This window comes from Mycolicibacterium sarraceniae, from assembly GCF_010731875.1.
Lineage (GTDB): Bacteria > Actinomycetota > Actinomycetes > Mycobacteriales > Mycobacteriaceae > Mycobacterium > Mycobacterium sarraceniae.
Genome location: NZ_AP022595.1, coordinates 2,301,831 through 2,326,259 on the forward strand (window position 1 = coordinate 2,301,831; position 24,429 = coordinate 2,326,259).

Annotated in this window: 23 protein-coding genes and 3 pseudogenes; 17 read left to right on the plus strand and 9 right to left on the minus strand. The window is 66.9% G+C overall.

Features of this window, described 5'->3' with window-relative positions:
- Positions 1 to 59: 59 nt before the first annotated feature.
- Together G6N13_RS11540 and G6N13_RS11545 are read right to left on the minus strand one after the other, a co-directional pair.
- Positions 60 to 962 (minus strand): 1,4-dihydroxy-2-naphthoyl-CoA synthase, encoded by a 903-nt coding sequence (locus tag G6N13_RS11540; protein ID WP_163697150.1) that lies wholly within the window; start codon positions 960 to 962, stop codon positions 60 to 62.
- Between the two features lie 36 nt (positions 963 to 998).
- A pseudogene (locus G6N13_RS11545) lies at positions 999 to 1,232 on the minus strand (deazaflavin-dependent nitroreductase); the annotation flags it as partial.
- 99 nt (positions 1,233 to 1,331) lie between these two features.
- Between G6N13_RS11545 and G6N13_RS25680 the strand changes: the two are divergent.
- A complete protein-coding gene (locus tag G6N13_RS25680) occupies positions 1,332 to 1,454 on the plus strand; it encodes a hypothetical protein (protein ID WP_268949116.1) in 123 nt (40 codons plus the stop codon).
- Between the two features lie 110 nt (positions 1,455 to 1,564).
- On the opposite strand, the gene G6N13_RS11550 is transcribed toward G6N13_RS25680, so the two are convergent.
- Positions 1,565 to 2,254, minus strand: coding sequence for an HAD family hydrolase (locus G6N13_RS11550; RefSeq protein WP_163697152.1), 690 nt, complete (start codon positions 2,252 to 2,254; stop codon positions 1,565 to 1,567).
- Positions 2,255 to 2,295: 41 nt separating this feature from the next.
- On the opposite strand from G6N13_RS11550, the gene G6N13_RS11555 reads away from it, so the two are divergent.
- Both G6N13_RS11555 and G6N13_RS11560 read left to right on the plus strand, forming a co-directional pair.
- Complete coding sequence (locus tag G6N13_RS11555) at positions 2,296 to 2,556, plus strand: hypothetical protein (RefSeq protein WP_163697154.1); 261 nt, start codon at positions 2,296 to 2,298, stop codon at positions 2,554 to 2,556.
- A 259-nt stretch (positions 2,557 to 2,815) separates the two neighbouring features.
- Complete coding sequence (locus G6N13_RS11560; RefSeq protein ID WP_163697157.1) at positions 2,816 to 4,084, plus strand: diguanylate cyclase; 1,269 nt, start codon at positions 2,816 to 2,818, stop codon at positions 4,082 to 4,084.
- On the opposite strand, the gene fadD8 is transcribed toward G6N13_RS11560, so the two are convergent.
- Positions 4,064 to 5,665 carry a fatty-acid--CoA ligase FadD8 gene (gene fadD8, locus G6N13_RS11565; protein WP_163697159.1) on the minus strand — a complete coding sequence of 534 codons (1,602 nt, stop codon included), beginning with the start codon at positions 5,663 to 5,665 and terminating at the stop codon, positions 4,064 to 4,066. The genes G6N13_RS11560 and fadD8 overlap by 21 nt on opposite strands.
- A gap of 187 nt (positions 5,666 to 5,852) precedes the next feature.
- On the opposite strand from fadD8, the gene G6N13_RS11570 reads away from it, so the two are divergent.
- From G6N13_RS11570 to G6N13_RS11605, 8 genes and pseudogenes are all read left to right on the plus strand, one after another.
- On the plus strand, positions 5,853 to 7,382 hold the full coding sequence (locus tag G6N13_RS11570; protein ID WP_163697161.1) for an MFS transporter: 1,530 nt from the start codon (positions 5,853 to 5,855) through the stop codon (positions 7,380 to 7,382).
- 18 nt (positions 7,383 to 7,400) lie between these two features.
- Positions 7,401 to 8,966 carry a long-chain-fatty-acid--CoA ligase gene (locus tag G6N13_RS11575; RefSeq protein ID WP_163697162.1) on the plus strand — a complete coding sequence of 522 codons (1,566 nt, stop codon included), beginning with the start codon at positions 7,401 to 7,403 and terminating at the stop codon, positions 8,964 to 8,966.
- Positions 8,966 to 9,937, plus strand: a complete 972-nt coding sequence (locus G6N13_RS11580; RefSeq protein ID WP_163697165.1) for an o-succinylbenzoate synthase — start codon at positions 8,966 to 8,968, stop codon at positions 9,935 to 9,937. Before G6N13_RS11575 ends, G6N13_RS11580 begins: the two co-directional genes overlap by 1 nt.
- Positions 9,938 to 10,045: 108 nt before the next feature.
- Positions 10,046 to 10,466, plus strand: a pseudogene (locus G6N13_RS11585) (helix-turn-helix domain-containing protein); the annotation flags it as partial.
- A 24-nt stretch (positions 10,467 to 10,490) separates the two neighbouring features.
- Positions 10,491 to 10,769, plus strand: a pseudogene (locus tag G6N13_RS11590) (DJ-1/PfpI family protein); the annotation flags it as partial.
- Positions 10,766 to 11,557: an alpha/beta fold hydrolase gene (locus tag G6N13_RS11595; protein ID WP_163697167.1), complete on the plus strand. Its 792-nt coding sequence runs from the start codon at positions 10,766 to 10,768 to the stop codon at positions 11,555 to 11,557. The pseudogene G6N13_RS11590 and the gene G6N13_RS11595, both read left to right, overlap by 4 nt.
- 24 nt (positions 11,558 to 11,581) lie before the next feature.
- The gene (gene menD / locus G6N13_RS11600; RefSeq protein ID WP_163697169.1) at positions 11,582 to 13,207 is read left to right on the plus strand and encodes a 2-succinyl-5-enolpyruvyl-6-hydroxy-3-cyclohexene-1-carboxylic-acid synthase; all 1,626 of its coding nucleotides are present in this window, start codon (positions 11,582 to 11,584) and stop codon (positions 13,205 to 13,207) included.
- Positions 13,207 to 13,728 carry a DUF3592 domain-containing protein gene (locus tag G6N13_RS11605; RefSeq protein ID WP_235678062.1) on the plus strand — a complete coding sequence of 174 codons (522 nt, stop codon included), beginning with the start codon at positions 13,207 to 13,209 and terminating at the stop codon, positions 13,726 to 13,728. Before menD ends, G6N13_RS11605 begins: the two co-directional genes overlap by 1 nt.
- Here the strand turns inward: G6N13_RS11605 and G6N13_RS11610 are convergent.
- Positions 13,689 to 14,351 carry a DsbA family protein gene (locus G6N13_RS11610; RefSeq protein WP_163697173.1) on the minus strand — a complete coding sequence of 221 codons (663 nt, stop codon included), beginning with the start codon at positions 14,349 to 14,351 and terminating at the stop codon, positions 13,689 to 13,691. The genes G6N13_RS11605 and G6N13_RS11610 overlap by 40 nt on opposite strands.
- 89 nt (positions 14,352 to 14,440) lie before the next feature.
- Between G6N13_RS11610 and G6N13_RS11615 the strand changes: the two genes are divergently transcribed.
- Together G6N13_RS11615 and G6N13_RS11620 are read left to right on the plus strand one after the other, a co-directional pair.
- Positions 14,441 to 15,580 (plus strand): glycosyltransferase family 4 protein, encoded by a 1,140-nt coding sequence (locus G6N13_RS11615; protein WP_163697175.1) that lies wholly within the window; start codon positions 14,441 to 14,443, stop codon positions 15,578 to 15,580.
- A gap of 321 nt (positions 15,581 to 15,901) precedes the next feature.
- Positions 15,902 to 16,588, plus strand: a complete 687-nt coding sequence (locus G6N13_RS11620) for a demethylmenaquinone methyltransferase (protein WP_179965120.1) — start codon at positions 15,902 to 15,904, stop codon at positions 16,586 to 16,588.
- A gap of 57 nt (positions 16,589 to 16,645) precedes the next feature.
- Here G6N13_RS11620 and G6N13_RS11625 read toward each other — a convergent pair whose 3' ends face one another.
- Together G6N13_RS11625 and menJ are read right to left on the minus strand one after the other, a co-directional pair.
- Positions 16,646 to 18,211, minus strand: coding sequence for a phytoene desaturase family protein (locus tag G6N13_RS11625; RefSeq protein WP_163697177.1), 1,566 nt, complete (start codon positions 18,209 to 18,211; stop codon positions 16,646 to 16,648).
- A 101-nt stretch (positions 18,212 to 18,312) separates the two neighbouring features.
- Positions 18,313 to 19,560 carry a menaquinone reductase MenJ gene (gene menJ, locus G6N13_RS11630; RefSeq protein WP_163697179.1) on the minus strand — a complete coding sequence of 416 codons (1,248 nt, stop codon included), beginning with the start codon at positions 19,558 to 19,560 and terminating at the stop codon, positions 18,313 to 18,315.
- Between the two features lie 20 nt (positions 19,561 to 19,580).
- Between menJ and grcC1 the strand changes: the two genes are divergently transcribed.
- The 4 genes from grcC1 to G6N13_RS11650 all read left to right on the plus strand — a co-directional run bounded on the left by grcC1 (position 19,581) and on the right by G6N13_RS11650 (position 22,466).
- Positions 19,581 to 20,588: a nonaprenyl/(2E,6E)-farnesyl/geranylgeranyl diphosphat synthase gene (gene grcC1, locus G6N13_RS11635; protein ID WP_179965121.1), complete on the plus strand. Its 1,008-nt coding sequence runs from the start codon at positions 19,581 to 19,583 to the stop codon at positions 20,586 to 20,588.
- A gap of 75 nt (positions 20,589 to 20,663) precedes the next feature.
- Positions 20,664 to 21,533, plus strand: coding sequence for a zinc metalloprotease HtpX (gene htpX / locus G6N13_RS11640; protein ID WP_163697181.1), 870 nt, complete (start codon positions 20,664 to 20,666; stop codon positions 21,531 to 21,533).
- Positions 21,534 to 21,664: 131 nt separating this feature from the next.
- Positions 21,665 to 21,802, plus strand: coding sequence for a hypothetical protein (locus G6N13_RS11645; RefSeq protein ID WP_163697183.1), 138 nt, complete (start codon positions 21,665 to 21,667; stop codon positions 21,800 to 21,802).
- A gap of 112 nt (positions 21,803 to 21,914) precedes the next feature.
- On the plus strand, positions 21,915 to 22,466 hold the full coding sequence (locus tag G6N13_RS11650) for a hypothetical protein (protein ID WP_163697185.1): 552 nt from the start codon (positions 21,915 to 21,917) through the stop codon (positions 22,464 to 22,466).
- A 9-nt stretch (positions 22,467 to 22,475) separates the two neighbouring features.
- Here G6N13_RS11650 and G6N13_RS11655 read toward each other — a convergent pair whose 3' ends face one another.
- A complete protein-coding gene (locus G6N13_RS11655) occupies positions 22,476 to 23,501 on the minus strand; it encodes an NAD(P)H-dependent glycerol-3-phosphate dehydrogenase (protein ID WP_163697187.1) in 1,026 nt (341 codons plus the stop codon).
- A gap of 31 nt (positions 23,502 to 23,532) precedes the next feature.
- Positions 23,533 to 23,853, minus strand: coding sequence for a WXG100 family type VII secretion target (locus G6N13_RS11660; protein WP_163697189.1), 321 nt, complete (start codon positions 23,851 to 23,853; stop codon positions 23,533 to 23,535).
- Positions 23,854 to 24,429 lie beyond the last annotated feature (576 nt).

The following is a 24,429-nucleotide window of genomic DNA, read 5'->3' on the forward strand; positions in this document are numbered from 1 at the left end:
ATGTCGGCGAAGTGGGCGCGGTTTCGTGCGCTGTGCGCACGTGAGCGCGCCGAAGCCGTTTAGAAGTAGCGGGGGAACGGGCTCCAGTCGGGGTCGCGCTTCTCCAGGAACGCATCGCGACCCTCGACGGCCTCGTCGGTCATGTACGCCAGCCGGGTGGCCTCCCCGGCGAACAGCTGCTGGCCTACCAGGCCGTCGTCGAGCAGGTTGAAGGCGAACTTCAGCATGCGCTGGGCTTGAGGCGATTTGCCGTTGATCTCCTTGGCCCACTGCACGGCCACGTTTTCCAGTTCGGCGTGGTCGACGATCTCATTGACCGCACCCATCTGGTGCATCTGTTCGGCGGTGTAGGGCCGGCCCAAGAAGAAGATCTCGCGGGCGAACTTCTGCCCGACCTGGCGGGCCAGATAGGCACTGCCGTATCCGCCGTCGAAGCTGCCCACGTCGGCGTCGGTCTGTTTGAACCGGGCATGCTCGCGGCTGGCCAGAGTCAGGTCGCAGACCACGTGCAGGCTGTGCCCGCCACCGGCGGCCCACCCGTTGACCACGCAGATGACGACCTTGGGCATGAAGCGGATGAGCCGCTGCACTTCCAGGATGTGCAGTCGGCCGGCGCGCGCCGGGTCGACGGTCTCGGCGGTTTCACCCGCGGCGTACTGGTAGCCGCTGCGGCCGCGGATACGCTGATCGCCGCCCGAGCAGAAGGCCCATCCGCCGTCCTTGGGGGATGGGCCGTTCCCGGTCAGCAACACCACGCCGACATCGGGCGACATCCGGGCGTGGTCGAGAGCGCGGTAGAGCTCGTCGACGGTGTGTGGACGAAAAGCGTTGCGCACCTCGGGCCGGTCGAATGCCACCCGCACCGTTCCGTCGGAGACGTGGCGGTGGTAGGTGATATCGGTCAGGTCCTCGAAGCCGTCGATAGTGCGCCATTGCGACGGGTCAAACGGGTTATCGCTCAAGGCTTTTGAACTCCATCTGCTAGGGGGTCAAAACGGAAGACTGCGCACCCAGTCGGCGTCGGGAAATCCGCCGACGACATAGCGCTTCTCGTCGGCGGTGAACGGGGTGATCGGAGTGGACCGTGGCTTGCCCGACATCCGGCCGGGAACAGTCAGCACCATCGGGCCTTCGGTCCCGCCGACCGGGATACCGAGGCGCATCGCGGTCATGAAGATCTTGTTCATCGGCTTGAGCCACCAGGGCGGTCGAATGCGCTCGGTGTCGGCCATGCCCACGAAATTACGCCTACCCGAGAATGCCCCGCCAAACGGTCACCTTGCCTTTAACAACAGCCACACCGTTCACGCTCGAATCATGTGTCGCACCACATGAGTGCGTCGGAGGCTGACAGTGGTCAGGCGCAGTATTTCCGGTGCATCCTCGCCGAGCGACGGGCCGAGCTCGACGCCCGGCTGGCCGGTGATGCGCGACGATTGGCGGCCCGGCACTGATCTTGGAGCACCTGCGGGGTGAAGTCGATCCGGTATCGGATCGCGAATGGAGCGTCAACGCAGCGAACTGGACCGGTTGTCGAGCGGCTTGGACGGATTGGTCGGCGCGGTCAGCACCTGATCCCGCGCTCGCGCAGTGGCGCGATGAGCCCGGTCGGGCGTTCGGCCACCGGCAGCGGGTCCACCAGGATGAAGTCGCAGCCGATGTTTGCGGCGGCGCCGTCGTTCTCGCGGCTGTCGCCGACCATCACCGCCTCGTCCGCAGCGACGCCGAGTCGCTGCAGTGCGATCTCAAAGATTCCCGGATTAGGTTTGACCACACCGACTTCGAAGGACAGGACGAACTCGTCGGCGTCGGCACCGGCGGCGCGGAACGCCGGTCGAATGTCGAACGCGATATTGGAGACGATGGCAGTGGGTACGCTGTTCGCTTTCAGCGACCGCAACACCTCGACGGTGTCCGGGTACGGCACCCAGGACGCCGGATCGATCGCCTGTCGATACAGCTCGTTGGCGTGGTGGTCGGGCAGGCCGGCGTCGCGCAACGCGTGCAGGTAGGCCTCACGGTGCAGGACCGGGGCTAGGTCGCGGTTGACCCAGGCTCGGTGGGCCTCCTCGGTTCTGGTCACCGAACCCCCGGTGGGGTGGGTGAGGCGTTCCATCAGCTCGGCCTGGACGTGCGCGTCCACGGCGTGGCGGCCGTCGTCGTCGATCACTTCCATCCCGTCGAACCAGCTGTCGTCCTCCTCGAGGCGAAACAGGGTGCCGGAGAAGTCGAACAGGACCGCGCGAAGAGGCATTGCCCCATCCTTGCACCGGTCTAGTCTGCGACAAGGTCAAGATGCCGACCGTTCCCCGTGCGGTGGCGATCGCGTTGAGGGACCCTCGCAGCGATCCGTTCCGACCGTGGGATCGCCGGCTGGTCCTTGGTACGCAGCAACAGCATCAGCACATCGACGGCCTTGTTGTACTGCTCGCGATCCACGTAGAGCTGCTTACCCGACGCGGCGGCACCCCTGCGACCGCTCGGCTTGGCCTAGTAGGCACCAATGTCGTTGTCGCCCAAGAGGTCGAGTACCGGCCGGGCGTCAGCGTCTTCTAGCTCGGCGATGATCACCCAGGTATCGGCCGACACGTCGTTGTCCAGGCCACCGGGCGGCAGCCACTACATGAGGTCGCGCTCTTTGAGGTACTCGAGCAAGATCACCCGGGACAACATCACTCGAGTATGTGCGTCGGGGCTTGCCGAGGGCACGCGATGGCAGCTCTGCGCTCCCGTAGGGTCGACCGTAAACTTGCTTATCCGGAAGTATTGCTGGCAGTCAAGGGCTGCCCGCAGTTGCAGCCCGGGAAGGGAGTTGATGTCGGACACAGGCGCGCCCGACGGTGCTTATCGGCTCCGGCAACTCATCGACCGACTGCCGGCGATGGTGGCGTACTGGGACGGCGACCTCCGCAACGTTGTCGCCAATGAGGCCCACAGGCAGTTCTTCGGCAAAACTCCGGCCGAGATTGCCGGCATGCACATCACTGAGTTGCTGGTCGGCGAGCTCGGTGAAGCAAGCCTGCCGTATGTGTACGCGGCGATGGCGGGCCAGGATCAGGTCTTCGAGAAGACCTTGACCGATCACAACGGCGTCACCCGCCATGTGCAGGCGGCCTATCTACCCGACCTGGTCGACGGGCAGGTGCGCGGCCTCTACGTGCAAGTGGCCGACGTGACCGAGAGGGTCGAGGCCGAGCGAGCCCGCGACGACGCGCAGCGGTTGTTCCAGATCAGTATGGACAATGCGCCGTTCGGGGAGGCGGTGTTCACCCCAGCCGGGCAGGCCCTGTACGCCAACCCGGCACTGCGTCAGCTGGTGGGTCACCGACCGCACGACGAGGTCGTGCTCAGTTGTCGCGACGGCGTGCACCCGGACGATCTCGCTGTGGCCGAACGAGATTGGTGCGAGTTGCTCGGTGGTTCGGTGCCAAAGGTCTCCACCGAGATGCGCTACGTCCGGCGCGACGGTGCCACGATCTGGGTGCAGCGCATCGCCGTGCTGGTGCCCGCGGCGCACAGCGGCACCGACATCGTGGTGGCGCAATTCCGGGACGTCACCGCCCGCCGAAATGCTGAGGCTTGTCTTGCCCGGCTCGCGGAGACCGACCCGCTCACCGGGCTGTACAACCGGCACTCGCTGGTCGGCCGAATCACCGAATACCGCACGACCCGCACCGGCGCGTGGGTGGGTGCCGTGTTCATCGACCTCGATGGCTTCAAGCAGGTGAACGACGCCCATGGCCACGTCGCGGGCGATGCTGTGCTGGAAGCCGCGGCGCGCCGACTCAGAGCGGCGGTCACGCCCCACTCGGTCTACCGCTTCGGCGGCGACGAGTTCGTCGTCCTGCTGGTCGACGACGTCACTGAGTCTGCGGTGCAGCGGGTGGCCTACAACGTGCGGGCCGTTCTGAACGGCACATACCCCGTCGACGGCGGCGAGGTGACACTCACCGCGTCGGTGGGGTGGGCGTGTAGCCGAACCGGGGACGCCGCCGCACTGATCCGCGAGGCCGACATTGATATGTATCGGCACAAGGCGCGATCGAGAGGCGCGGCGGGTGCGTTACCCGATGGCGCGCGCTGAGCCTTCCCAGAACTGCGCCCGCACGGCCTTCTTGTCGGGCTTGCCCAGCGCGGTCACCGGCACCGAGTCGACGATGATCACCTGCTTGGGGGACTGCACCGAACCCTTGCGGTCCTTAACTGCTGCCTGAATCTCGGCGGTCAGCTTGGCCACCGACTCGTCGTCGCTGGGATGGTCGGGTCGCAGCACGACCACGGCGGTGACGGCCTCGCCCCACTTCTCGTCCGGTGTCCCGATCACACACACCTGCGCCACACCAGGATGCTCGGCGACGACGTCCTCGACCTCGCGGGGGAACACGTTGAACCCGCCGGTGACGATCATGTCCTTCACCCGGTCGACGATGAACCAGAAGCCGTCCTCGTCCTCGCGCGCCATATCACCGGTGTGCAGCCAGCCGTCCTTGAACGTCTTGGCCGTCTCCTCCGGCAAGTTCCAGTAGCCGCCGCTCAACAGCGGCCCCGAGACACAGATTTCGCCGACCTCGCCCTGGGCCACCTCGTTGCCGTCGGCGTCCAGCAGCGCGGTCCTGGCGAGGAGGGTGGGCCGCCCGCACGAGGTCAGCCGCTTCTCGTCGTGATCCTTCTTGGACAGGTACGAGATCGCCATCGGCGCCTCGGACTGCCCGTAGTACTGGGCGAAAATCGGGCCGAAGCGTCGGATCGCCTCGGCCAGCCGCACGGGGTTCATCGCCGAGGCACCGTAGTAGACGGTCTCCAGCGACGACAGGTCGCGGGTCTGCGAATCGGGATGATCCATCAGCGCGTAGATCATCGACGGCACCAGCATCGTCGCGGTGATCTTCTGCTCCTCGATCACCCGCAGCACATCGGCCGGATCGAACTTGGTCAGCACCACCAGTTCGCCGCCCTTGACCACGGTCGGCACGAAGAAGGCCGCCCCGGCGTGCGACAGCGGGGTGCACATCAGGAATCGCGGGTTCTCTGGCCACTCCCACTCGGCGAGCTGGATGCTCGTCATCGAGGTGATCGACTGCGCGGTGCCCAGCACGCCCTTGGGCTTGCCGGTGGTGCCGCCGGTGTAGGCCATGCCGCCGACGTGATCGGGGGCAAGGTTGGCCGCCACCAACGGCTGCGGCGCGTACTTGGCGGCCTCGGCGATCAGGTCCACCGCCGAATCGCCCAGTGCCTCCGGCGCCGGGCCGAGTGTCAGCACCTGCCTGAGGCCGGGCACCTTCTCCAGCAGACCCTGGGCCCGCTCGATGAAGGCCGGGGTGGGGTCGATGATCAGCGTCGTCACGCCGGCGTCGTTGAGCACGTATGCATGATCATCGAGTGAGCCGAGAGGGTGTAGTGCCACGCGGCGGTAGCCCTGGGTCTGGCCGGCGCCGATGATCATCAGCACCTCGGGCCGGTTCAGCGACAGCAGCCCCGCCGTCGCACCGGATCCCGCGCCGAGCGCTTCGAAGGCCTGAATGTACTGGCTGATGCGGTCGGCGAGCTCGCCACCGGTCAGCGTGGTGTCACCCAGGAACAGCACCGGCTTGTTCTTGTGGCGCTTCAGCGCGCCGACTGTGAGGTGGCCAGAATGCAGGGGATGGCGCAGCAGCTCGTCACTCATGGCGTCCACACTAGAACGTGTTCCAGTTAGGAAGGAAGGGCGGCTCGGTGAGTGACGTGAACACGCGGCTCCGTGACCGGCTGAGGTGCTCGACCCGGACGCCGAATGGCGTGCACCCATCCGGTACGACGAACCCAACTTGATGATTCGCGGACATGTCCGTTTGCGCCGCGGCTAGCATCTGGCCATGTCGGAGCAGCAGCAGGTCAGCGGCCTCGCCGCGACCATGACCATCGTGGCCATGGGGCTGGGCTACAGCATCACCGCCGCGGACCCGACGATCCTGTCGGCCAACCTCGCCGAGGTGCGCCACGGTCTGGGTTTCAGCCCCAGTACCGCCAGTTTCCTCGCCTGCTTGGCCACCCTCACGCTGGCCGCGGCGGTGCTCGGCGCGGGCGCGCTCGGCGACCTGTACGGCATGAAGCGGATGTTCGGGATCGGGTGTTACGGCTCGATCGGGTTCGGCGTGCTGGCGGCGGTGGCACCCAACGTGGCGGTGCTGACGTTCGCCCGGGCCGGCGTCGGCATTGCCTTCGCCTTCGTTCTGGGGTTGTCGCTGGCGATCATCAACGCGGTGTTCCCGGCGGGGCGCCGAGCCGCCGCTATCGCCATGTACCTCGGCGTCGGCCACGCGCTCAGTGTGTTTCAGCCTGCGGTCGGAAGCTGGTTGGCGACTCATTTCGGTTGGCGCGCCTGCTTTCTGGTGACCCCCGTGCTCGCCGCGCTCACCCTGGTGCTGACCATTCGCTACGTGCCGGAGACGCTGCGCTGGCAGCGCAAGCTCGATGTGGTCGGGATCGTGTTGATCGCGGTCGGGCTGATCCTGTTGATCCTGGGGCTTACTCAGCTGCAGGGCGGTTTCCACGTCAGCGCGCTGGTGCAGATCTTGGTCGGGATCGTGCTGGCGGTGCTGTTCGTGTTCTGGGAGTGGCGTACCGACCAGCCGGCGTTGGACATGCGCATCTTTGGATCCGGCCGGTTCAACGCCGCGGTGATCGCCGGTGCGACGTTCAACTTCCTGCAGGGCGGGGCCACCATCCTGTTCGCCTATTACCTGGTCACAATCCGCGGTGAGTCACCCGAGCTGCTGGGGCTGCTGCTTATCCCGGCGGTGCTGGTGGCCTCGCTGGCGGCCATGGTGGCGGGCCGCGCAGTGGGGCGGTTCGGCGAGCGTGGGGTGGTGATCGCGGGGCTGGCTATCCTGCTGGTGGGGATGGTGATGCTCGTCGTGCTCGACGCCCGCACCCCGGTCTGGGTCCTCGGTGTTGCGGTGGCGCTGAACGCGATTGGTGGTGCGGTGGTGCAGACCCCGCAATCCACAATCATGATGTCCAGTGCGCCGGCGGAGCTGGGTGGCGTCATCTCGGCGGTGAAACCTGCTGTCGGACAGGCCAGTTACTCGCTGGGGCCGGCGCTGTTCGCGCTGGTCGGTACTACGCTGTTCCTGCGCGACGGCCGGCACAAGCTGGAGGGGTCGGGGATCACCGAGGACCAGGCTCGCGACGCGTTGCGGGTCGCGCACGGGGGTGTGCCCGGTCCGGCGGCCGGTGCCGAGGTCTTGGACCCGGAGAAAGCCCGCTGGGTGGTGTCGGAGGCGACGCAGAGCTGGCTGACCGCCATCCACGATCTGAGCCTGATCATGGCAGTCGTGCCCGCTGTCGCAATCGTGGTCGCCTGGGTGCTGCTCCGGCCGAAAGCTGGCTCGTCCTCGGCCTGACGTGGCACTCTGGCCGGTATGCAAGCACCGCAACCGCGCTTTCTCGACGACCGGCCGGCCTATTGGGCGCAACACAAGCCCGACGGTGAAGCGGTCAGCTACCTCGGCCGCCGCTGGACCTGGGCGCAGTGGGACGAGCGGATCCGCAGGCTGGCCGGTGCCCTGGCGGCCCGCGGTGTCGGGCGCGGTGACGTGGTGGCATTCCTGGACAAGAACCACCCGGCCTGTGTGGAGCTTCAACTGGCCGCGGCCTCGATCGGCGCGGCCACCGCGGTCATCAACTTCCGGCTGGCCGCCGACGAGATGGACTACGTCCTCAACGACTCGGGCGCCAAACTGCTGTTCGTCGGCACCGAACTGATCGGGGCCATCGACAAGATCCGCGACAAGCTGACCGACGTCGAGGACGTTATCGAGGTGACGCCCGAAGGTTCCGACGGTGACCAGTACGAGGCACTGCTGGCGGCGGCCACCCCGACCGGCCGCCCCGCCGAGGTCGACCCAGAGGACACCTGCCTGATCATGTATTCCTCGGGTACCACCGGCCGGCCCAAAGGTGTGGTGTTGTCGCAGCGAAACATTTTGGCGCACACGATCAACGCGGCCACCTTCGAGTTCGGCCCGGACGACAAGAACATGGTGGCGATGCCGCTGTTCCATGTCGGCGGGTCGGCGTATGTGCAGTACGGCATCCACGCCGGGATCCCGACGATCATGACGCGGGAGGCCGACGGCGCCTCGCTGGCCGGCGCGCTGCTGCAGGGCGCCAACCGCACCTTCCTGGTGCCGGCGGTGCTGGGCAAGGTGCTGGAATCCGGCGAGGATGCGGTCAAACTGTTCAGTGGCCTGCGCACGTTCGTCTACGGCGCCTCGCCGATGCCGCCGGCGCTGCTGAAGTCGGCGCTCAAGGCGTGGCCGGATACCGATTTCATCCAGGTGTACGGATTGACCGAGGTCTGTGGCGCGATCACCCAGCTGTCCCCGCAGGTGCACCGGGACGAGTCCCGCCCGGAGCGCATGGTCAGCGCCGGTCAGCCCTCCCGTGAGGTGGAGGTTCGGGTGGTGGACATCGACACTCTCGCCGAGGTGCCGACCGGCCAGCCGGGTGAATTGTGGTTCCGCACACCGCAGCTGATGAAGGGCTATCACAACAAGCCGGATGCCACTGCCGGGTCGATCACCGAGGACGGCTGGTTCCGCAGCGGTGACATCGGCCGCGTCGACGAGGACGGCTTCATCTTTGTCGAAGACCGCCTCAAGGACATGATCATCTCCGGCGGCGAGAACATCTACTCGGTCGAGGTCGAGCGGGCGCTGACCGATCACCCTGCGGTGCTCGACGCTGCGGTGTTCGGCGTCCCCGACGACAAATGGGGTGAGTCGGTCAAGGCGGTCGTCGAATTGTCCACTGGTGCTGAGACTTCCGAGGCCGAGCTGATCGCCTGGTGCCGGGAGCGGCTGGCGCACTACAAGTGCCCGCGCAGCGTCGAGATCACTCCGGTGCTGCCACGCAACCCCACCGGCAAGTTGCTCAAGCGCGACCTGCGCAACCCGTACTGGGAGAACCGCGACCGCGCGATCTGATGGTGGTAGCGCTGGACGATCTGCTGGAGCGCCTGCATGTGGTCGCGCTGCCGATGCGGGTGCGCTTCCGCGGCATCATGGTTCGCGAAGTGGCGCTGATCGACGGGCCGACGGGCTGGGGTGAGTTCGGTGCGTTCGTCGAATACGAACCACCCGAGGCCGCGCACTGGCTGGCATCGGGCATCGAATCCGCTTACGGCACAAGACCGCCCGTCGTGCGTTCGGTGATTCCCATCAATGCAACGGTGCCTGCCGTGCCGGCCGAGCAGGTGCCCGAGGTGCTGGCCCGATTTCCGGGGGCGCGCACGGCCAAGGTGAAGGTGGCCGAGCCGGGGCAGACACTGGCCGACGACGTCGCCCGGGTGAATGCGGTACGGGCGCTGATCCCGACGGTGCGGGTGGACGCCAACGGGGGGTGGACGGTTGAACAGGCGGTGGCCGCCGCGGCGGCATTAACTGCCGATGGTCCAATCGAATACCTCGAGCAGCCGTGCAAGACAGTGGACGAACTGACCGAGGTGCGCCGCCGCGTCGCGGTCGCGGTGGCCGCCGACGAGAGCATCCGCAAGGCCGCCGACCCGTTGGCGGTGGTGCGAGCGCGCGCGGCGGACATTGCGGTGCTCAAGGTCGCACCGCTGGGTGGGGTCGCCGCCATGTTGGCCATCGCCGCCGAGATCGACATTCCGGTGGTGGTGTCGAGCGCGCTGGATTCCGCGGTCGGTATCGGGGCCGGGCTGGCCGCGGCGGCGGCGCTGCCCCGCTTGGGGCATGCGTGTGGGCTGGGCACCGGCGGGCTGTTCGTCGAAGACGTCGCCGATATCGCGCCCGTCGATGGCGGCCTGCCCGTCGGCGATGTGGCGCCCGATCCGGCGCGCCTCGCCACGCTCGCCGCCCCGGTCGAGCGCCGCGACTGGTGGATCACCCGCGTCCGCGAGTGCTACCCGCTGCTCAGCTCGCGGTCAATGCCCTGAGTTCAGCGATCGCAGTGCGCATGAAATACGCCAGGTCGTGGTCGTCGGCGGCCAGCCACTGCTCGAATGCCAGCCCGAATACTGCTGCGGCGGTTTCCGCGGTCAGCCGCGCGGGTCGCCCAGACCGTCGCGCGCTACGTCGTCCTGCATCTGCGCCGCCCGGGCGGGCAAACCCAATTCGCCGCACCCGTGTGGGTGCCGCGGGCACGACGGCAGCCCGTCGGTGATGTGCAGGAAGCCATCGAGTCCGAACCCGGGTTCAGCCCATAGCATTTCGGATCTGGCTCGTCGTGCCGCGATGAGTCCGCGGCACTTCACCCGGGTGTTCACCTACGAGGTCGGCGAGGCACCCGGCGCCTACGTCGAACGCGTGCGCACCGAAGCCGCGCGCCGTCAGCTGGAGGAGACCGACGACACCGTCGTCACCATCGCCGCCCGCTGCGGATTCGGAACGTCGGAAACCATGCGCCGCAACTTCATTCGGCGGGTCGGAGTATCGCCCGACCAATACCGCAAAACCTTTGCCTGACAGGAGCTTCCCATGCAGATCGCGATCGACCTCGCGCTGTGGCTGGCCGGCCAGATCGGCGGTGAGCATCGCGCCAAGGTCATTCAGCTGTCGATCGAATACGACCCGCAGCCGCCGTTCGATTCGGGGCATATGTCGAAGGCCTCGGCGGCCACCAAGGCCAGCGCTACCGCGCTGATGGCCAAGGATATGGCCAACCCCACCCAGCTCAAGGCCATGACGTCGCTGTTATGGACCGGTGCCATCGAAGCGGCCCGGTCGCGAGGCAGGCGCAAACGGGGGCGCGTAGCCTCTCCGAGGTGATCAACCTGGCCTACGAGGAAAACGGCTCCGGCGATCCGGTCCTGTTCATCGCTGGCACCGGAGGCGCAGGGCGCACCTGGCACATTCACCAGGTCCCGCCGTTCGTGGCGGCAGGCTATCGCTGCATCACCTTCGACAACCGGGGGATCGGGGCCACCGAGAACGCCGGCGGCTTCGGCACTGAGCAGATGGTCGCCGACACCGCCGCCCTCATCGAGCAGGTCGCCGACGGCGGCCCGGCCCGGGTGGTGGCGATGTCGATGGGTGCCTACATCGCCCAGGAGCTGATGCTGGTCCGCCCCGAACTCGTCAGCCAGGCCGTGCTGATGGGCACCCGCGGACGCCTGGACCGCATCCGGAAATCGATCCGCGCCGCCGACGTCGAACTCACCAAGGCCGAAATCCAGCTGCCAGCCGCTTATGCCGCGAAAGTGCGTGTGCTGGAGAACTTCTCGCCTAAGACGATCAATGACGAGAAGGCCATCGGGGACTGGATGGAGATGTTCACCGCGTTCCCGATCAAACGCACCCCGGGCCTGGCCGCACAGCTCGAGGTGTATCCGAAGGACAACCGGCTGGCCGCCTACCGGTCGATCCCCACCGAGGTGCTGGTGATCGGATTCGCCGACGATGTGCTCACCCCGGCGGTGCTGGGCCGCGAGGTCGCCGATGCCCTGCCCAACGGGCGCTATGTGCAGATCGGCCACACCGGTCACCTCGGATTCCTAGAGCGTCCAGACACCGTGAACAACGCCATGCTGGACTTTTTCGCAGGCACGCTGGTCTAAATCGACGTGTGACACGCTGTAGTGGTGAACCCATCGACGGCCCAGGCACGTGTCGTCGTCGACGAATTGATTCGCGGCGGCGTCCGCGACGTCGTTCTGTGCCCCGGTTCCCGTAACGCCCCGCTGGCCTTCGCGCTCTCCGACGCCGACGGTGCCGGCCGGCTTCGCCTGCACGTCCGCATCGACGAACGCACCGCGGGTTTTCTTGCCATCGGCCTGGCGGTCGCCGACCGCGCCCCGGTGTGTGTGGCGATGACGTCGGGCACCGCGGTGGCCAATCTGGGACCCGCCGTCGTCGAGGCGAACTACGCCCGCGTGCCGCTGATCGTGCTGTCGGCCAACCGGCCCTACGAGCTGCTGGGCACCGGCGCCAACCAGACCTTCGAGCAGCTCGGCTATTTCGGCACTCAGGTCCGTGCGGCGATCAGCCTGGGCCTGGCCGAAGGCGGGCCCGACAAGCTCGAGGCACTGAACGCGCAGTGGCGTTCGGCGACCTCCCGGGTGGTGGCCGCGGCCACCGGGGCCCGCACGGCCAACGCCGGCCCGGTGCAGTTCGACATCCCGCTGCGCGAGCCGCTGGTGCCAGATGCCAACGCGGGTGCCACCGACTACCCGTCTGGTCGCCCGGATGGAAAACCGTGGACCTACAACCCGCCGGTGAACTTCGATCAGCCCCTGACCATCGACGTCACACCCGACACCGTGGTGATCGCCGGGCACGGCGCCGGTGTGCACCCCAACCTTGCCGCGCTGCCCACGGTCGCCGAGCCGACCGCGCCGCACCCCGCCAACCCCCTGCATCCACTCGCACTGGCGCGGTTACGGCCCCGCCAGGTGATCATGTTGGGCCGGCCTACGCTGCACCGGCCGGTGTCGACGCTGCTGGCCAATCCGTCGCTGCCGGTGTTCGCCCTGACCACCGGGCCCCGCTGGCCGGATGTCTCGGGTAACTCGCAGGCCACCGGGACCCGGGCCGAAACCACCGGTGCGCCGGACCCAGCGTGGCTGCAGCACTGTGCGGAGGCCAACCGGCTCGCGAACGACGCGGTGCGCCACCAGCTGGCGGCCCACCCGCTGACCACCGGCCTGCACGTCGCGGCCGCGGTCGCCGACGCGGTGCGGCCGGGGGATCAGCTCGTGCTCGGTGCGTCCAACCCGGTGCGTGACGTGGCGCTGGTCGGGCTCAACGCCGAGCGAGTGAAGGTGCGTTCCAACCGCGGAGTGGCCGGGATCGACGGGACGGTGTCGACGATCATCGGCGCGGCCTTGGCGCACCCGGGCCGGACCATCGGGCTCATCGGTGACCTGACATTCGTGCACGACAGCTCCGGGCTGCTGATCGGCCCCACCGAGCCAACGCCGAAGAACTTGACGATCGTGGTGTCCAACGACAACGGCGGCGGCATCTTCGAGCTGCTCGAGCAGGGCGACCCGCGGTTCTCCGACGTGTCGTCACGGATCTTTGGAACACCCCACGACGTCGATGTCGGCGCGTTGTGCCGCGCCTACCACATCGATTCCCGTCAGATCGAAGTCGACCAGCTGGGTTCCGCGCTGGCCGAAAAGCACGAGGGCATGCGGGTGCTGGAGGTCAAGGCCGACCGGTCCTCGCTGCGGCAGCTGCACGCCGCGATCAGGGCGGCGCTGTGATCTCCCGCCTGACCGCCTTGCTGAACCCAGCTCTGCCGAGGCGCAATCCCGACGTCGTCGACACCACGCGACGCAGAGTGTTGCGCTGGAGCAAATGTGCGGTGTGGATCCTGGTGGGTCTGGTCACGTTGCAGTCGCTGCTGCTGGTGGCCGGCGCGTGGCGCAACGATCGCCAGATCGAACGAAATATGGGGGTGGCTCAGGCCGAGGTGCTCTCGGCCGGCCCGCGCCGTTCGACGATCGAGTTCGTCACCCCCGACCGCATCACCTACCGTCCTGAGCTCGGGGTGCTTTATCCCTCGGAGCTGGCCGAGGGGATGCGCATCTACGTCGAATACGATCGCAACGAACCGGATCTGGTTCGGGTGCAACACCGTACGGCTGCGTTGGCGATCATCCCGGCCGGCTCGACCGCGGTGGTGGCGTGGCTGATCGCCGGGCTGGTACTCGCCGGATTGGTGTCGCTCGAGCGACGGCTGGATCAGGTCGACATCAACTTGGACAGCCAGTTGTTGTCGTAGATGTCCACGGTCTTGTTCTTGGTGAGGTCGAATACCGTTGGGGTGCCGGTGTTGATCGGGTCGATCTCGTAGAGATACTCGAAATTCGTATCTTCCATGTCGGCAAGGTTCAGGGCGGGTTTCCCCGCCCGCATCGCGTCGGCCGCCGGCGTCGGCACACCGCTGTCGTGGGCCATATCGGCGATCTCGGTGGCGGTGGGTCCTTTGCTCCCTCGGCTCTGATGGCCCCAAAGGTCTTGGACGAACGCCTGAAACGCCTTGGCCGACGTCTGTGGTCCGGCCGCCAGGAACAACGCGTTGCTCACCCGGTCGGAATAGCCGCCGGGTTCGTCATCGAGGAATGTCAACGGACGGTAGGTGACGAGGAGTTGACCGAGATTCGTATAGCGGCGCAACTCGTCGCCGAAATCCTTCTGCAGATCGGCACAGTGATCGCACTGCGGTTCGGTGTAGATCTCGATGTGTCTGCGCGCGTTCGGGTCGCCGACGTCAATACCGAAGCCGTCCTCGCTGATCGCGGTAGCCGGTCCGCGCGGATCCACCTGTGCCACACCGGCGATGTCCTTGCTGCAGCCGGCAACCAGCATCACCAACGCCACCACGACCACAGACCAGTACCGCATGCTCGCACGCTACCCGGTTCCACTTGTTTTTCGTGTCGTGTATGCCTGGGCGCAACCTCGTTGACAGGCATCGCTGCAACCCTCGAGTCGTGCGCGTTGCGATTGTCGCCGAGTCCTTCCTGCCCAACGTCAACGGAGTCACCAACTCGGTGCTGCGGGTGCTGGAGCATCTCCGCCGCACGGGTCATGAAGCGCTCGTCATTGCCCCGGACAGCCCGCGTGGTGAGCCGGCGGCCGAGCGTGTCCATGACGGGATCCGGGTGCACCGAGTCCCGTCCAAGATGTTCCCCAAAGTGACGTCGTTGCCGCTGGGTGTCCCGCGGCCACGCATGGTGGGCGTGCTGCGCGGCTTCGATCCGCATGTGGTCCACCTGGCCTCCCCGGCCCTGCTGGGGTATGGGGGAGTGCAGGCCGCACGGTTCCTCGGTGTGCCGACGGTGGCCGTGTACCAGACCGATATCGCCGGATTCGCCCAGAGTTATGGCGTCGGGGCGGCTGCGCGAGCGGCGTGGGCCTGGAACAGGCACCTGCATTCCCGCGTCGACCGCACCTTGGCGCCGTCCACCGCAGCGATGGAAGATCTTGCTGCCCATGGCATCCCGCGGGTGCATCAGTGGGCTCGGGGTGTCGACGTCACTGGTTTCGCCCCGTCGGCGCGCAGTGGCGAGTTGCGCGAGCGGTGGTCGCCGGACGGCAAGCCGATCGTTGGGTTCGTCGGACGGCTCGCGCCGGAGAAGCATGTCGAACGGCTGGCAGTGCTGGCCCGCCGCGACGACCTGCAGCTGGTCATCGTCGGTGACGGTGTCGATAGCGACAAGCTGCAGGCGCTGCTGCCGTCGGCGGTGTTCACCGGCGCCCTCTACGGACAGCAGCTGGCCGCCGCCTACGCGAGCATGGACGTATTCGTCCATCCGGGTGAGCACGAAACCTTCTGTCAGGCGGTCCAGGAGGCGATGGCCTCCGGTCTGCCGGTCATCGCACCCAACGCCGGCGGCCCGCGCGACCTCGTTGCGTCCTACCGCACCGGACTGTTGCTGGGGGTCGACGAATTCGAGGCGCGACTGTCACAGTCGGTCGATCATCTGCTCGACGAACGCGCCCGCTATTCGGTGGCCGCGCGCCGCAGCGTGCTCGGCCGGACGTGGCCGACGATTTGCGACGAGCTAATCGGTCACTACGAGGCCGTGCGAGTCGAGGGACGCCGCCGTCGGCGCACTCGGGCAGCCTGAGGCTCGCCGTACTCAACCCTTAATTGTTCCTGAGAAACCGTTCCATGCCGGCTGGTGCCCGCTGGGCACGAGGATCGGCTCCTTCACCTTCGAGGACGGACCGGACCAATCGGTGTCGAAGCCACCCGGCTCGATCAGCGTCACGTGAATGCCGAACGGTGATACCGCCGATCGACGACACCTGGATGATGTGGCGGGCGCCGATCGCCCATTCCCGGCCGAACCCACGCGATGTGCCAGTGATGAACCAAACTTTTTCACTCATCGCTTTGTCCAACGCGTGAGCTGTCCCACGATTCCCACTCGGGTAGCGTCGGCACCGTGAGCCGCGCGACGCTGGACAAAGATCCCCGCGAAGTGGCGTCGATGTTCGACGCCGTTGCGCGCCGCTACGACATCACCAACACGGTGCTCTCGCTGGGGCAGGACCGCTCCTGGCGGCGGGCGACCCGCGCGGCGCTGGGGATCGGGCCCGGCGATCGGGTGCTGGACCTGGCGGCGGGCACGGCGGTGTCGACGGTCGAGTTGGCCAAATCGGGCGCGTGGTGTGTGGCCGCCGACTTCTCAGTCGGCATGCTGCAGGCCGGTGCCGCGCGGCCGGTGCCCAAGGTCGCCGGCGACGCGACGAAGCTACCGTTCGCCGACGAGGTGTTCGACGCGGTGACGATCAGCCTCGGCCTGCGCAATGTCGTCGACCACTCCGCCGGGCTGCGCGAGATGGCCCGTGTCACCAAGTCGGGTGGGCGGCTGGTGGTGTGCGAGTTCTCCACCCCGGTGGTGCCGGTGTTCTCGACTGTCTACAAGGAGTACCTGATGCAGGCGCTGCCGCGGGTGGCCCGCGCGGTGTCCAGTAATCCGGAGGCCTACGTGTATCTGGCCGAGTCCATTCGGGCCTGGCCCGACCAGGCGGCGCTGGCTGCCCAGATCCGCGATGCTGGCTGGTCAGATGTGCGCTGGCGCAACCTCACTGGTGGGATCGTCGCGCTGCACGCGGCGGTCAAGGCCTAGTACTGCCGAAGTCGGCGCGCTGACGAGCGCTGTGCGCACGGGAACGCGCCGAAATCGCTAGCGGCCGACGTCGGCCAGCACCTGATACCCGGCGTTGTAGCCCGGGACGAACGTAATGCCCGGTCCGCCGTGGCAGCCCGCACCGCCGAGATAGAGGCCCTCGATCGGGATCGGCTCGTCGATGAAACCCTTGGGCCCCGGCCGGTTCACACCCATCAACTCGGGCTGCAGCAGGCCGTGGCAGAAGTCACCGTTGGGCGCGGCGAACATGGTGTTCATGTGATACGGCGCGAAAGTGATATCGCGGATCAGGATGTCCTTGAAGTTCGGGGCGTAGCGGGTGATCTTGTCGACAACCCGTTGTGCCATCTCGGTTTTCAGCTGTCCGTGCTGATCGCGGGGCGCCTCGATCGGGAATCCATAGGCGTACACACTCGCCGCGTGCTTACCCTCCGGCGCCATCTCGGGATCGCCGACCGTCGGCATCTGGATCGACATGGCCGGGTTGTCCGGTACCTCGCCACCGCGGGCCTTCTCCCATTGGCGCTGTTGCTCTTCGGGTGAGCCGAACATGCCGACCGACATCTGCATACCGGGTTCGTTGAGGAAGTCGTACGGCGCGGCATACTGCGGTAGCCCGTCGAGGGCGAAGTGAATCTGCATGAACGACGCTCGGTGGTCGCGACCGGCGAGGCGGGTCACCAGCGACGACGGAAGATGTTCGACGCCAACGAGATCCAGCAGCGTGGTCTCCGGCGCCAGGTTGGACACCACGACCGGCGCGGTGATCACCTCGCCGTCCTTGAGGCGCACCCCGGTGACACGGGAGTCCGCCACCAGAATCTGCTCGACCTTGGTGCGATAGCGCATCTCGCCGGCTGCCTCGGTGAACAGATCGCGCAGATGCTCGGCCAGGACTCCGATACCGCCCTTGAGTTTAGTGGTCATCTGGCCGCCCTCCGGGGGCATGGCCATCGCGAACGCCAAACATGTTGCGCTGCCGGGGGTGTAGGGCCCGCGGTAGGTGGAGTTCACCGCCAGGAAGGCCAGCATGCCGCGAATCACGGAGTGTTTTTCCTTGTCGGGGAGAAACCGGTCGACGACGTCCATCGCCGAGCCGAACAGCATCTCGTGGATGGCGCGGCGCTCGCTTTCATCTGCGGCACAGGCATACATCTCGTCGATGGTCTTCGGCAGCGCCAATGCGTCGAAACGGCCGAGTGCCTTGCCGGGCCCGGTGCTCCACGCATACAGGTTGGCCATGGCCATCACGGCGTCCATGCCGTGCTTCTCGTTGAGATGGGTCATCATCGCCATCGGGTCGCTGTGGAAGATCATCGCTTCCTCGCCGTTTTCCCCGAGGTTGACCGACATGATCTCCGACTCGATCGTCGGCAGGGTGTCCAAGCCCAGCTCGCTGTTGATCTTCTGCGCGGTCGGGAAGCGCACGGATCCGGCGATCTCGTACTTGAACCCGTCGATCAGCTCGACGGTGGCCGACATGCCACCGCTGTAGGTGTTGGCCTCCAGGCACAGCGTGCGCAAGCCCGCTCGTTGCAGCACCACCGCCGCGGTCAGCCCGTTGTGCCCAGCCCCCACGATGATCGCGTCGTAATCCGTCATGCGGCGGAGCTTATGACGGCCGAGGCCAGATTTGACGAAGTTTTGTCAAATTTGCCATTTCTGGGAAGCGGCAGGCTCGCGCCCACGCGACGCGACAGCCCTCAGGTGAACGGCTTGCGCCGGTCCACGACCCGCGACCCGCGCCCCGCCACCCGCCACGCCCGTGCCACCAGGTCCGCGTCGTCGTCGGTCACCAAGTTGCCCATCACCCGCACGGCGACGCCCATCATCGCCTTCGAGCGCATCGCGACAGGCCCGGTCAACGGCAGGAACCACGGCAGCGTCAGCAACAGCCCCAGCCGGCGAGCCACCGAGAAGCCCAGCCCATAGCGCGCTCGCAACATCGCAGGCCACGCAAGCGACAGATCGCCGGAGCCGATCATCTCGGCGGCCAGCCGTCCGGTCTCGAGTCCGTAGTCGATGCCCTCGCCGTTGAGCGGGTTCACGCATGCGGCGGCGTCACCGATGAGCACCCAGTTCGGTCCGGCCACTCCGGAGACCGCCCCGCCCATCGGCAACAGCGCCGACGACACCGCGCGCGGCGCACCCTCGAACCCCCATGAGTCCCGCTTCAGGTCGGTGTAGTGCTTGATCAGCGGCCGCAACGCCACATCGGCGGGCCGTTTGGCGGTGGCCAGGGCACCGACGCCAATGTTCACCTCGCCGTTGCCCAGCGGGAAGATCCAGCCGTAACCGGGCAACACCTGCCCGGCTCCGGCTCGATTGCCGGCACCGCCGGCGGGCGAGCGTAGCTCCAGATCCGAGGAGATCCACGGCTCCGAGGCCCGCGGCGAGGCCAGATATCCGCGTACCGCCACGCCGTACACCGTCTCCTGATGCCACTGCCGGCCCAGCACCCTGCCGAAGGGGGAGCGGGCGCCGTCGGCCACGATCAGCCATTGGCAGGCCACCCGTGACCCGTCGGCCAACACGACCGCATCCACGGCGCCGCGCGAATCAACCGATACATCAACGGCTTTCACGCCCAGCAGCATCAATGCCCCGGCATTTTCTGCGACCTTGCGGATCCTGTCGTCGAGTTCGGTGCGCGGTACGGCCGAGCCGCCAGAAGGGAACGACGGGCCGGGCCACGGCACCTCGACCTCGGCACCGAACCCGGACAGCCGCAGCCCGTGGTGTCGGATATGGCCGTCGAGCCAGTCACCGAGTCCGAGGCGCTGCAGCTCCAGCACCGCGCGCGGAGTCAGCCCGTCCCCGCAGGGCTTGTCCCGGGGAAATTCGGCGGCGTCGATGACGAGCACGTCATGGCCGTGCCGGGCGGCCCACGCAGCCGCCGCCGAACCAGCTGGTCCAGCCCCGACGACGACCACATCAGACCGCAAGTCCATGCCCCCAGTATGTTGGCAGGGTGAGTACTCCGGCGACGGTGGTAGCAGGGGTCGACTTCGGTGACCCCGCGTTCGCGCAGAGCGTCCGCGACGGGGTAGCCCGCATCGAAGAGCTGATGAGCACCGAACTACGCGGTGGCGACGAGCTGATGACTGAAGCCGTCGTGCATCTCTTCGAGGCGGGTGGCAAGCGGTTCCGACCGCTGTTCACCGTGCTGTCCGCGCAGCTGGGCCCCGATCCGGACGCCTGGCAGGTCACGGTGGCCGGTGCGGTGATCGAGCTGGTCCACTTGGCTACGCTCTATCACGACGACGTGATGGACGAGGCGCAGATGCGTCGTGGGGCACCCAGCGCCAACGCCCGCTGGGGCAACAACATCGCGATCCTGGCCGGTGACTACCTGTTCGCGACGGCGTCGCGGTTGGTGAGCCGGCTCGGGCCGGACGCGGTGCGTATCATCGCCGAGACGTTCGCCGAGCTGGTCACGGGCCAGATGCGGGAGACGAAGGGCAACACCGGGGGCGTGGATCCGGTCGAGCACTACCTGAAGGTGGTCTACGAGAAGACCGCCTGTCTGATCGCGGCGTCGGGCCGCTTTGGTGCCACGTTCTCCGGCGCCACCGAGGATCAGGTCGAGCGGCTGAGCCGGCTCGGCGGGATCGTGGGCACCGCATTCCAGATCTCCGACGACATCATCGACATCGACAGCGACCCCGACGAGTCGGGCAAGCTGCCGGGCACCGACCTGCGGGAAGGCGTGCACACCCTGCCGGTGCTCTATGCGCTGCAGGGAACCGGCCCCGACGTCGACCGGCTGCGTGAACTGGTCAAGGGGCCGATCGACAACGACGATGCCCTGGCCGAGGCGCTGGCGCTGCTGCGGTCCGGCGATGGCCTCGCCAAAGCCAAGGCCACCGTCCAGCGGTACGCCGAACAGGCCGGTGAGGAACTGGCCGGGTTGCCCGACGGCCCGGGCCGTAGGGCGCTGGCTTCACTGATGGATTACACAATCAACCGACACGGGTAAGCGATTCGCGGAACCTCGCAGTCAGTGCGAGGCGTTAATCTCCGCAGAGAGTGCGTTTGCTCGTAGGAGGAATTCATGACCTGGCACCCTGCCGCCAACTCGTTGAAGACGTTCATGCTGCTTGTCGGGATGTCGACGTTGATCGTCTTCATGGGTTCGCTGTTTGGTCGCAACGTCATGTTCTTGGCCCTGGTGTTCGCCATCGGCATGAACGCCTACGTGTACTTCAACTCCGACAAGCTGGCGCTGCGCGCGATGCACGCCCAGCCGATCACCGAGGTGCAGGCCCCGCAGATCTATTCGATGGTGCGGGAGCTGGCCACCACCGCGCACCAGCCGATGCCGCGGCTCTACATCAGCGACACCGCCAACCCGAACGCCTTCGCCACCGGTCGCAACCCGCGCAACGCCGCGGTGTGTGTGACCACCGGCATCCTGGACCTGCTTAGCGAGCGTGAACTGCGCGCGGTGCTGGGCCACGAACTGTCGCACGTCTACAACCGCGACATCCTGATCTCATGCGTGGCAGGTGCGCTGGCGTCGGTGATCACCGCCCTGGCCAATATCGCGATGTTCGCCGGAATGTTCGGCGGCGGTAACCGCGAAGGCGGTGCCAATCCCTTTGCTCTGTTGCTGGTTTCGCTGCTCGGTCCGATCGCCGCGACGGTCATTCGGATGGCGGTGTCCCGCTCGAGGGAGTACCAAGCCGACGCGTCGGGTGCGGAGCTCTCCGGTGACCCGCTGGCGCTGGCGTCGGCGCTGCGCAAGATCAGCGGCGGGGTGGAGAATGCTCCCCTTCCGCCGGAGCCGCAGCTGGCCGATCAAGCCCACCTGATGATCGCCAGCCCGTTCCGCGCCAGCGAGAAGATCGGCAAGCTGTTCTCCACCCATCCGCCGATTACGGATCGGATCGCCCGGCTCGAGAAGATGGCCGGGTACAAATAAGTCGCGATCGGCAGGCCGAGTTGGTCGAAGACATCGACAGAAACCACCACGTACAAGATGGCGATGGCCACCGATGAGATCACGGAGGCGACGGCGGCGCGGTGCTTGGCGCTCTCCGAGCGCACCAGCTCGTGGCCGGCATCGAGGCGCTGGGCGATTACCAGCACGATGCGCAAGCCCTTGGTGCGCAGCCACTCGCCGAGTTTTCCGGCCCAGAAGTCCTGCCATTTTCCGGTTGCGTTTCCCGAACCGTCGACTCCTACACCTGACGGATGGCGATCAGCACTATTCGTGATCCGGTAACGAATCGGGGTGGTGCGGCCGAAGGACGAAATGAATGGGCAGGCTGCGCCGCGTGCGGCGCTTACGTAGGGTGTGGTGATGCTGAGCAGATTCCTGATCGGCCTGGTGAGCGCGGCGGGTGCCGCTGCGATCGGTGTGCCGGGCGTGGCCGCCGCTGACCCCGACCCCGCGCCGGCCCCGGTCCTTCCCAACGTCAACGCCTATGCGCCGCTGAGCCCGGTGGCCTACACGGCGATGGGCGGCAACTGGTACGCGTTCGCCGGCCCGCCCGGTGTGGTCTGCGTTCTAGACAAGGGGAATGGCAGCTACGGCTGCAGCGGCGCGCTCCCCGGCGCACCGGATGGCGCGAACCTGGTGAGTGCGGGCCCTTCTGGCCAGCCGGGGTTCTCCAGCACGGGCGCGTCGATCTACGCCGCAGCCGGTGATGTCAAGCCGTTGCCACCGAACACCCGGCTGAGCTTTCGCGACGTCAGCTGTGGCGTCGACGGCGGCGGTACGGTGACCTGCGTGAACAACCGCGAACAGGTCGGCTTCGTCGTCGGGCCGGGTGCGACGTTCACCTCAGGACCCAGCCCGATGCTGGACCGGCCGAAGAACTCGAACCCGCTGTTCCCGTCGTTTCCGGGCTGAGCTATCTGCTCAGAAGTGTGAATCGTTGACCTCGTGGCCGGGCTTCTCGGCCATCAGTCCGCGGTAGGCCTGCTCGACGTTGGCGCCGTGGTTGACGACGGCGTCGACCTCGCGGGCGATCGGCATGTTCAGTCCGTACTTCTCGGCGAACTCCATGATCACGCTGGCGGCCTTGACGCCCTCGGCGACCTGGTTCATCGAGGCGATGATCTCCTCGATGGTCTTGCCTGAGCCCAATTCTTCGCCGACGTGGCGGTTGCGGCTGCGCTTGGACGTGCAGGTGACGATGAGGTCGCCCATACCGGCCAGGCCGGAGAAGGTGTCGCGGTGGCCGCCGATGGCCTCGCCGAGCCGCGACATCTCGCGCACGGCACGTGCCATCACCAGCGCGCGGGTGTTCTCACCGATGCTGAGCGAGTAACCCATCCCGACGGCGATGGCGTAGACGTTCTTCAGCGCGCCGGCGATCTCGACGCCGACGACATCGTCGGTGGTGTAGACGCGGAACCGCTTGGTGCGGAACATCTTTGCCAGGTTGGCGGCCAGGTGCTGATCCGGCATGGCCAGTACCGCGGCGGCCGCATAACCGTCGGCGACCTCGCGCGCGATGTTGGGCCCGGCGAGGATACCGGCCGGGTGACCGGGCAGAACCTCATCGATGATCTGGCTCATCCGCATGTTGGTGCCCTGTTCGAGGCCTTTGACGAGGCTGACGACGGGCACCCAGGGGCGCAGTTCCTTGCTCAGTTCGGCGAGCACACCGCGGAAGCCGTGGGAGGGAACCCCCATGACGACGACGTCCGCGCATTCGGCGGCTTCGCTGAAATCGGTGGTGGCGCGCAGGGTTTCCGAGAGTTCGACATCGTCGCCCAGGTAGCGGGAGTTGCGGTGGTTCTCGTTGATGTCCTTGGCGGTCTCCTGCGAGCGCACCCACTGCAGCGTCGGTCCGCGACGAGAGCAGATGGAAGCGACAGTGGTACCCCAGGATCCGCCACCGAGGACGACAACTTTGGGTTCGCGGCGTTCAGACGTCATGGGGATCAGGGTATGGCGAAGACCCCGTTGTTCACGTGGAGTTGGGCAACTGCGATGCGATCTCTCGCAGTTCGTCGCCGCTTTGCTGCTCGTTGGTGGTGAAGCCGGTGGCGCTGGTGTGCATGCCCTGGGCGTGGTCGCCGATGTTGGTGACGAGTTCGGTGGTGCGGGTGTTCCACTTGGCGACGCGGTTGGCCAAGGCTTCGCCGGAGGCGCCTGCCCAGCCGCCTTCGGCGCCGGAGATCCGAGTGCTGGCCGTCGTGTGGCTGGCGTGGAGATTGTCGCCGTGGCGGGTGACCTTGGTGGCCGATTGAGTTAGCGCGTCGGTGTCGACGGAGAGTTTGTCTGGCATGGGTTTCCTCCGGAATGAGCTATCACCCGTGATATCAGGTTTCGGGTGGTGGTGGCACGTCACCTAGGGCGGTCCTGCTTCGGGCCAACCGGGGTAGGGCGCCAGGGTGGGATAGTCCGATAGCGGGTGCTTGCCCTGGAGTAGGAACTTTCGTCGCTCTATGGGGTCCGGGGCCCGGTCGCGGCAGTCTTGTATATCCGCTTCCCGGGTCGGCCACTGCGGAGTATCTGACTGATCGCCGACTACACGCGATTCAATTCGAAGGCCGCTGAAAACACTGGCGATTGGCGCGGCCGACGGGCCACGTTGGGGCGGAAGTGGTTGCCCTGGTTGTGGATTGCCAGCCATCTGTATCCGAACTGCACCGACGCCGTCGTATGCCGAACCGGAGTTGTGGCTGTCCACGCCGTCGCCCCGTTTGACTCCGTATCCGTAGTCGAAGCCACAGACGATCGCGACGGTGGTTTGACCCGAATTGTCAAGTCGCAGAACGTGTTCTTTGATTGTACCTACCACCGGATACGGAGCAGGATGTTGGGTGCCGGGCCAGGGCTCGTCGGCGAGAGCGCCCCCATC

Bases quoted from the DNA above. Each gene is read 5' to 3' on its own strand.
- G6N13_RS25680 (WP_268949116.1), top strand. From the start codon at position 1,332: ATGAGTGCGTCGGAGGCTGACAGTGGTCAGGCGCAGTATTTCCGGTGC.
- G6N13_RS11550 (WP_163697152.1), bottom strand. From the start codon at position 2,254: ATGCCTCTTCGCGCGGTCCTGTTCGACTTCTCCGGCACCCTGTTTCGC.
- G6N13_RS11555 (WP_163697154.1), top strand. From the start codon at position 2,296: ATGCCGACCGTTCCCCGTGCGGTGGCGATCGCGTTGAGGGACCCTCGC.
- G6N13_RS11560 (WP_163697157.1), top strand. From the start codon at position 2,816: ATGTCGGACACAGGCGCGCCCGACGGTGCTTATCGGCTCCGGCAACTC.
- fadD8 (WP_163697159.1), bottom strand. From the start codon at position 5,665: ATGAGTGACGAGCTGCTGCGCCATCCCCTGCATTCTGGCCACCTCACA.
- G6N13_RS11570 (WP_163697161.1), top strand. From the start codon at position 5,853: ATGTCGGAGCAGCAGCAGGTCAGCGGCCTCGCCGCGACCATGACCATC.
- G6N13_RS11575 (WP_163697162.1), top strand. From the start codon at position 7,401: ATGCAAGCACCGCAACCGCGCTTTCTCGACGACCGGCCGGCCTATTGG.
- G6N13_RS11580 (WP_163697165.1), top strand. From the start codon at position 8,966: ATGGTGGTAGCGCTGGACGATCTGCTGGAGCGCCTGCATGTGGTCGCG.
- G6N13_RS11610 (WP_163697173.1), bottom strand. From the start codon at position 14,351: ATGCGGTACTGGTCTGTGGTCGTGGTGGCGTTGGTGATGCTGGTTGCC.
- G6N13_RS11625 (WP_163697177.1), bottom strand. From the start codon at position 18,211: ATGACGGATTACGACGCGATCATCGTGGGGGCTGGGCACAACGGGCTG.
- menJ (WP_163697179.1), bottom strand. From the start codon at position 19,560: ATGGACTTGCGGTCTGATGTGGTCGTCGTCGGGGCTGGACCAGCTGGT.
- htpX (WP_163697181.1), top strand. From the start codon at position 20,664: ATGACCTGGCACCCTGCCGCCAACTCGTTGAAGACGTTCATGCTGCTT.
- G6N13_RS11650 (WP_163697185.1), top strand. From the start codon at position 21,915: ATGCTGAGCAGATTCCTGATCGGCCTGGTGAGCGCGGCGGGTGCCGCT.
- G6N13_RS11655 (WP_163697187.1), bottom strand. From the start codon at position 23,501: ATGACGTCTGAACGCCGCGAACCCAAAGTTGTCGTCCTCGGTGGCGGA.
- G6N13_RS11660 (WP_163697189.1), bottom strand. From the start codon at position 23,853: ATGCCAGACAAACTCTCCGTCGACACCGACGCGCTAACTCAATCGGCC.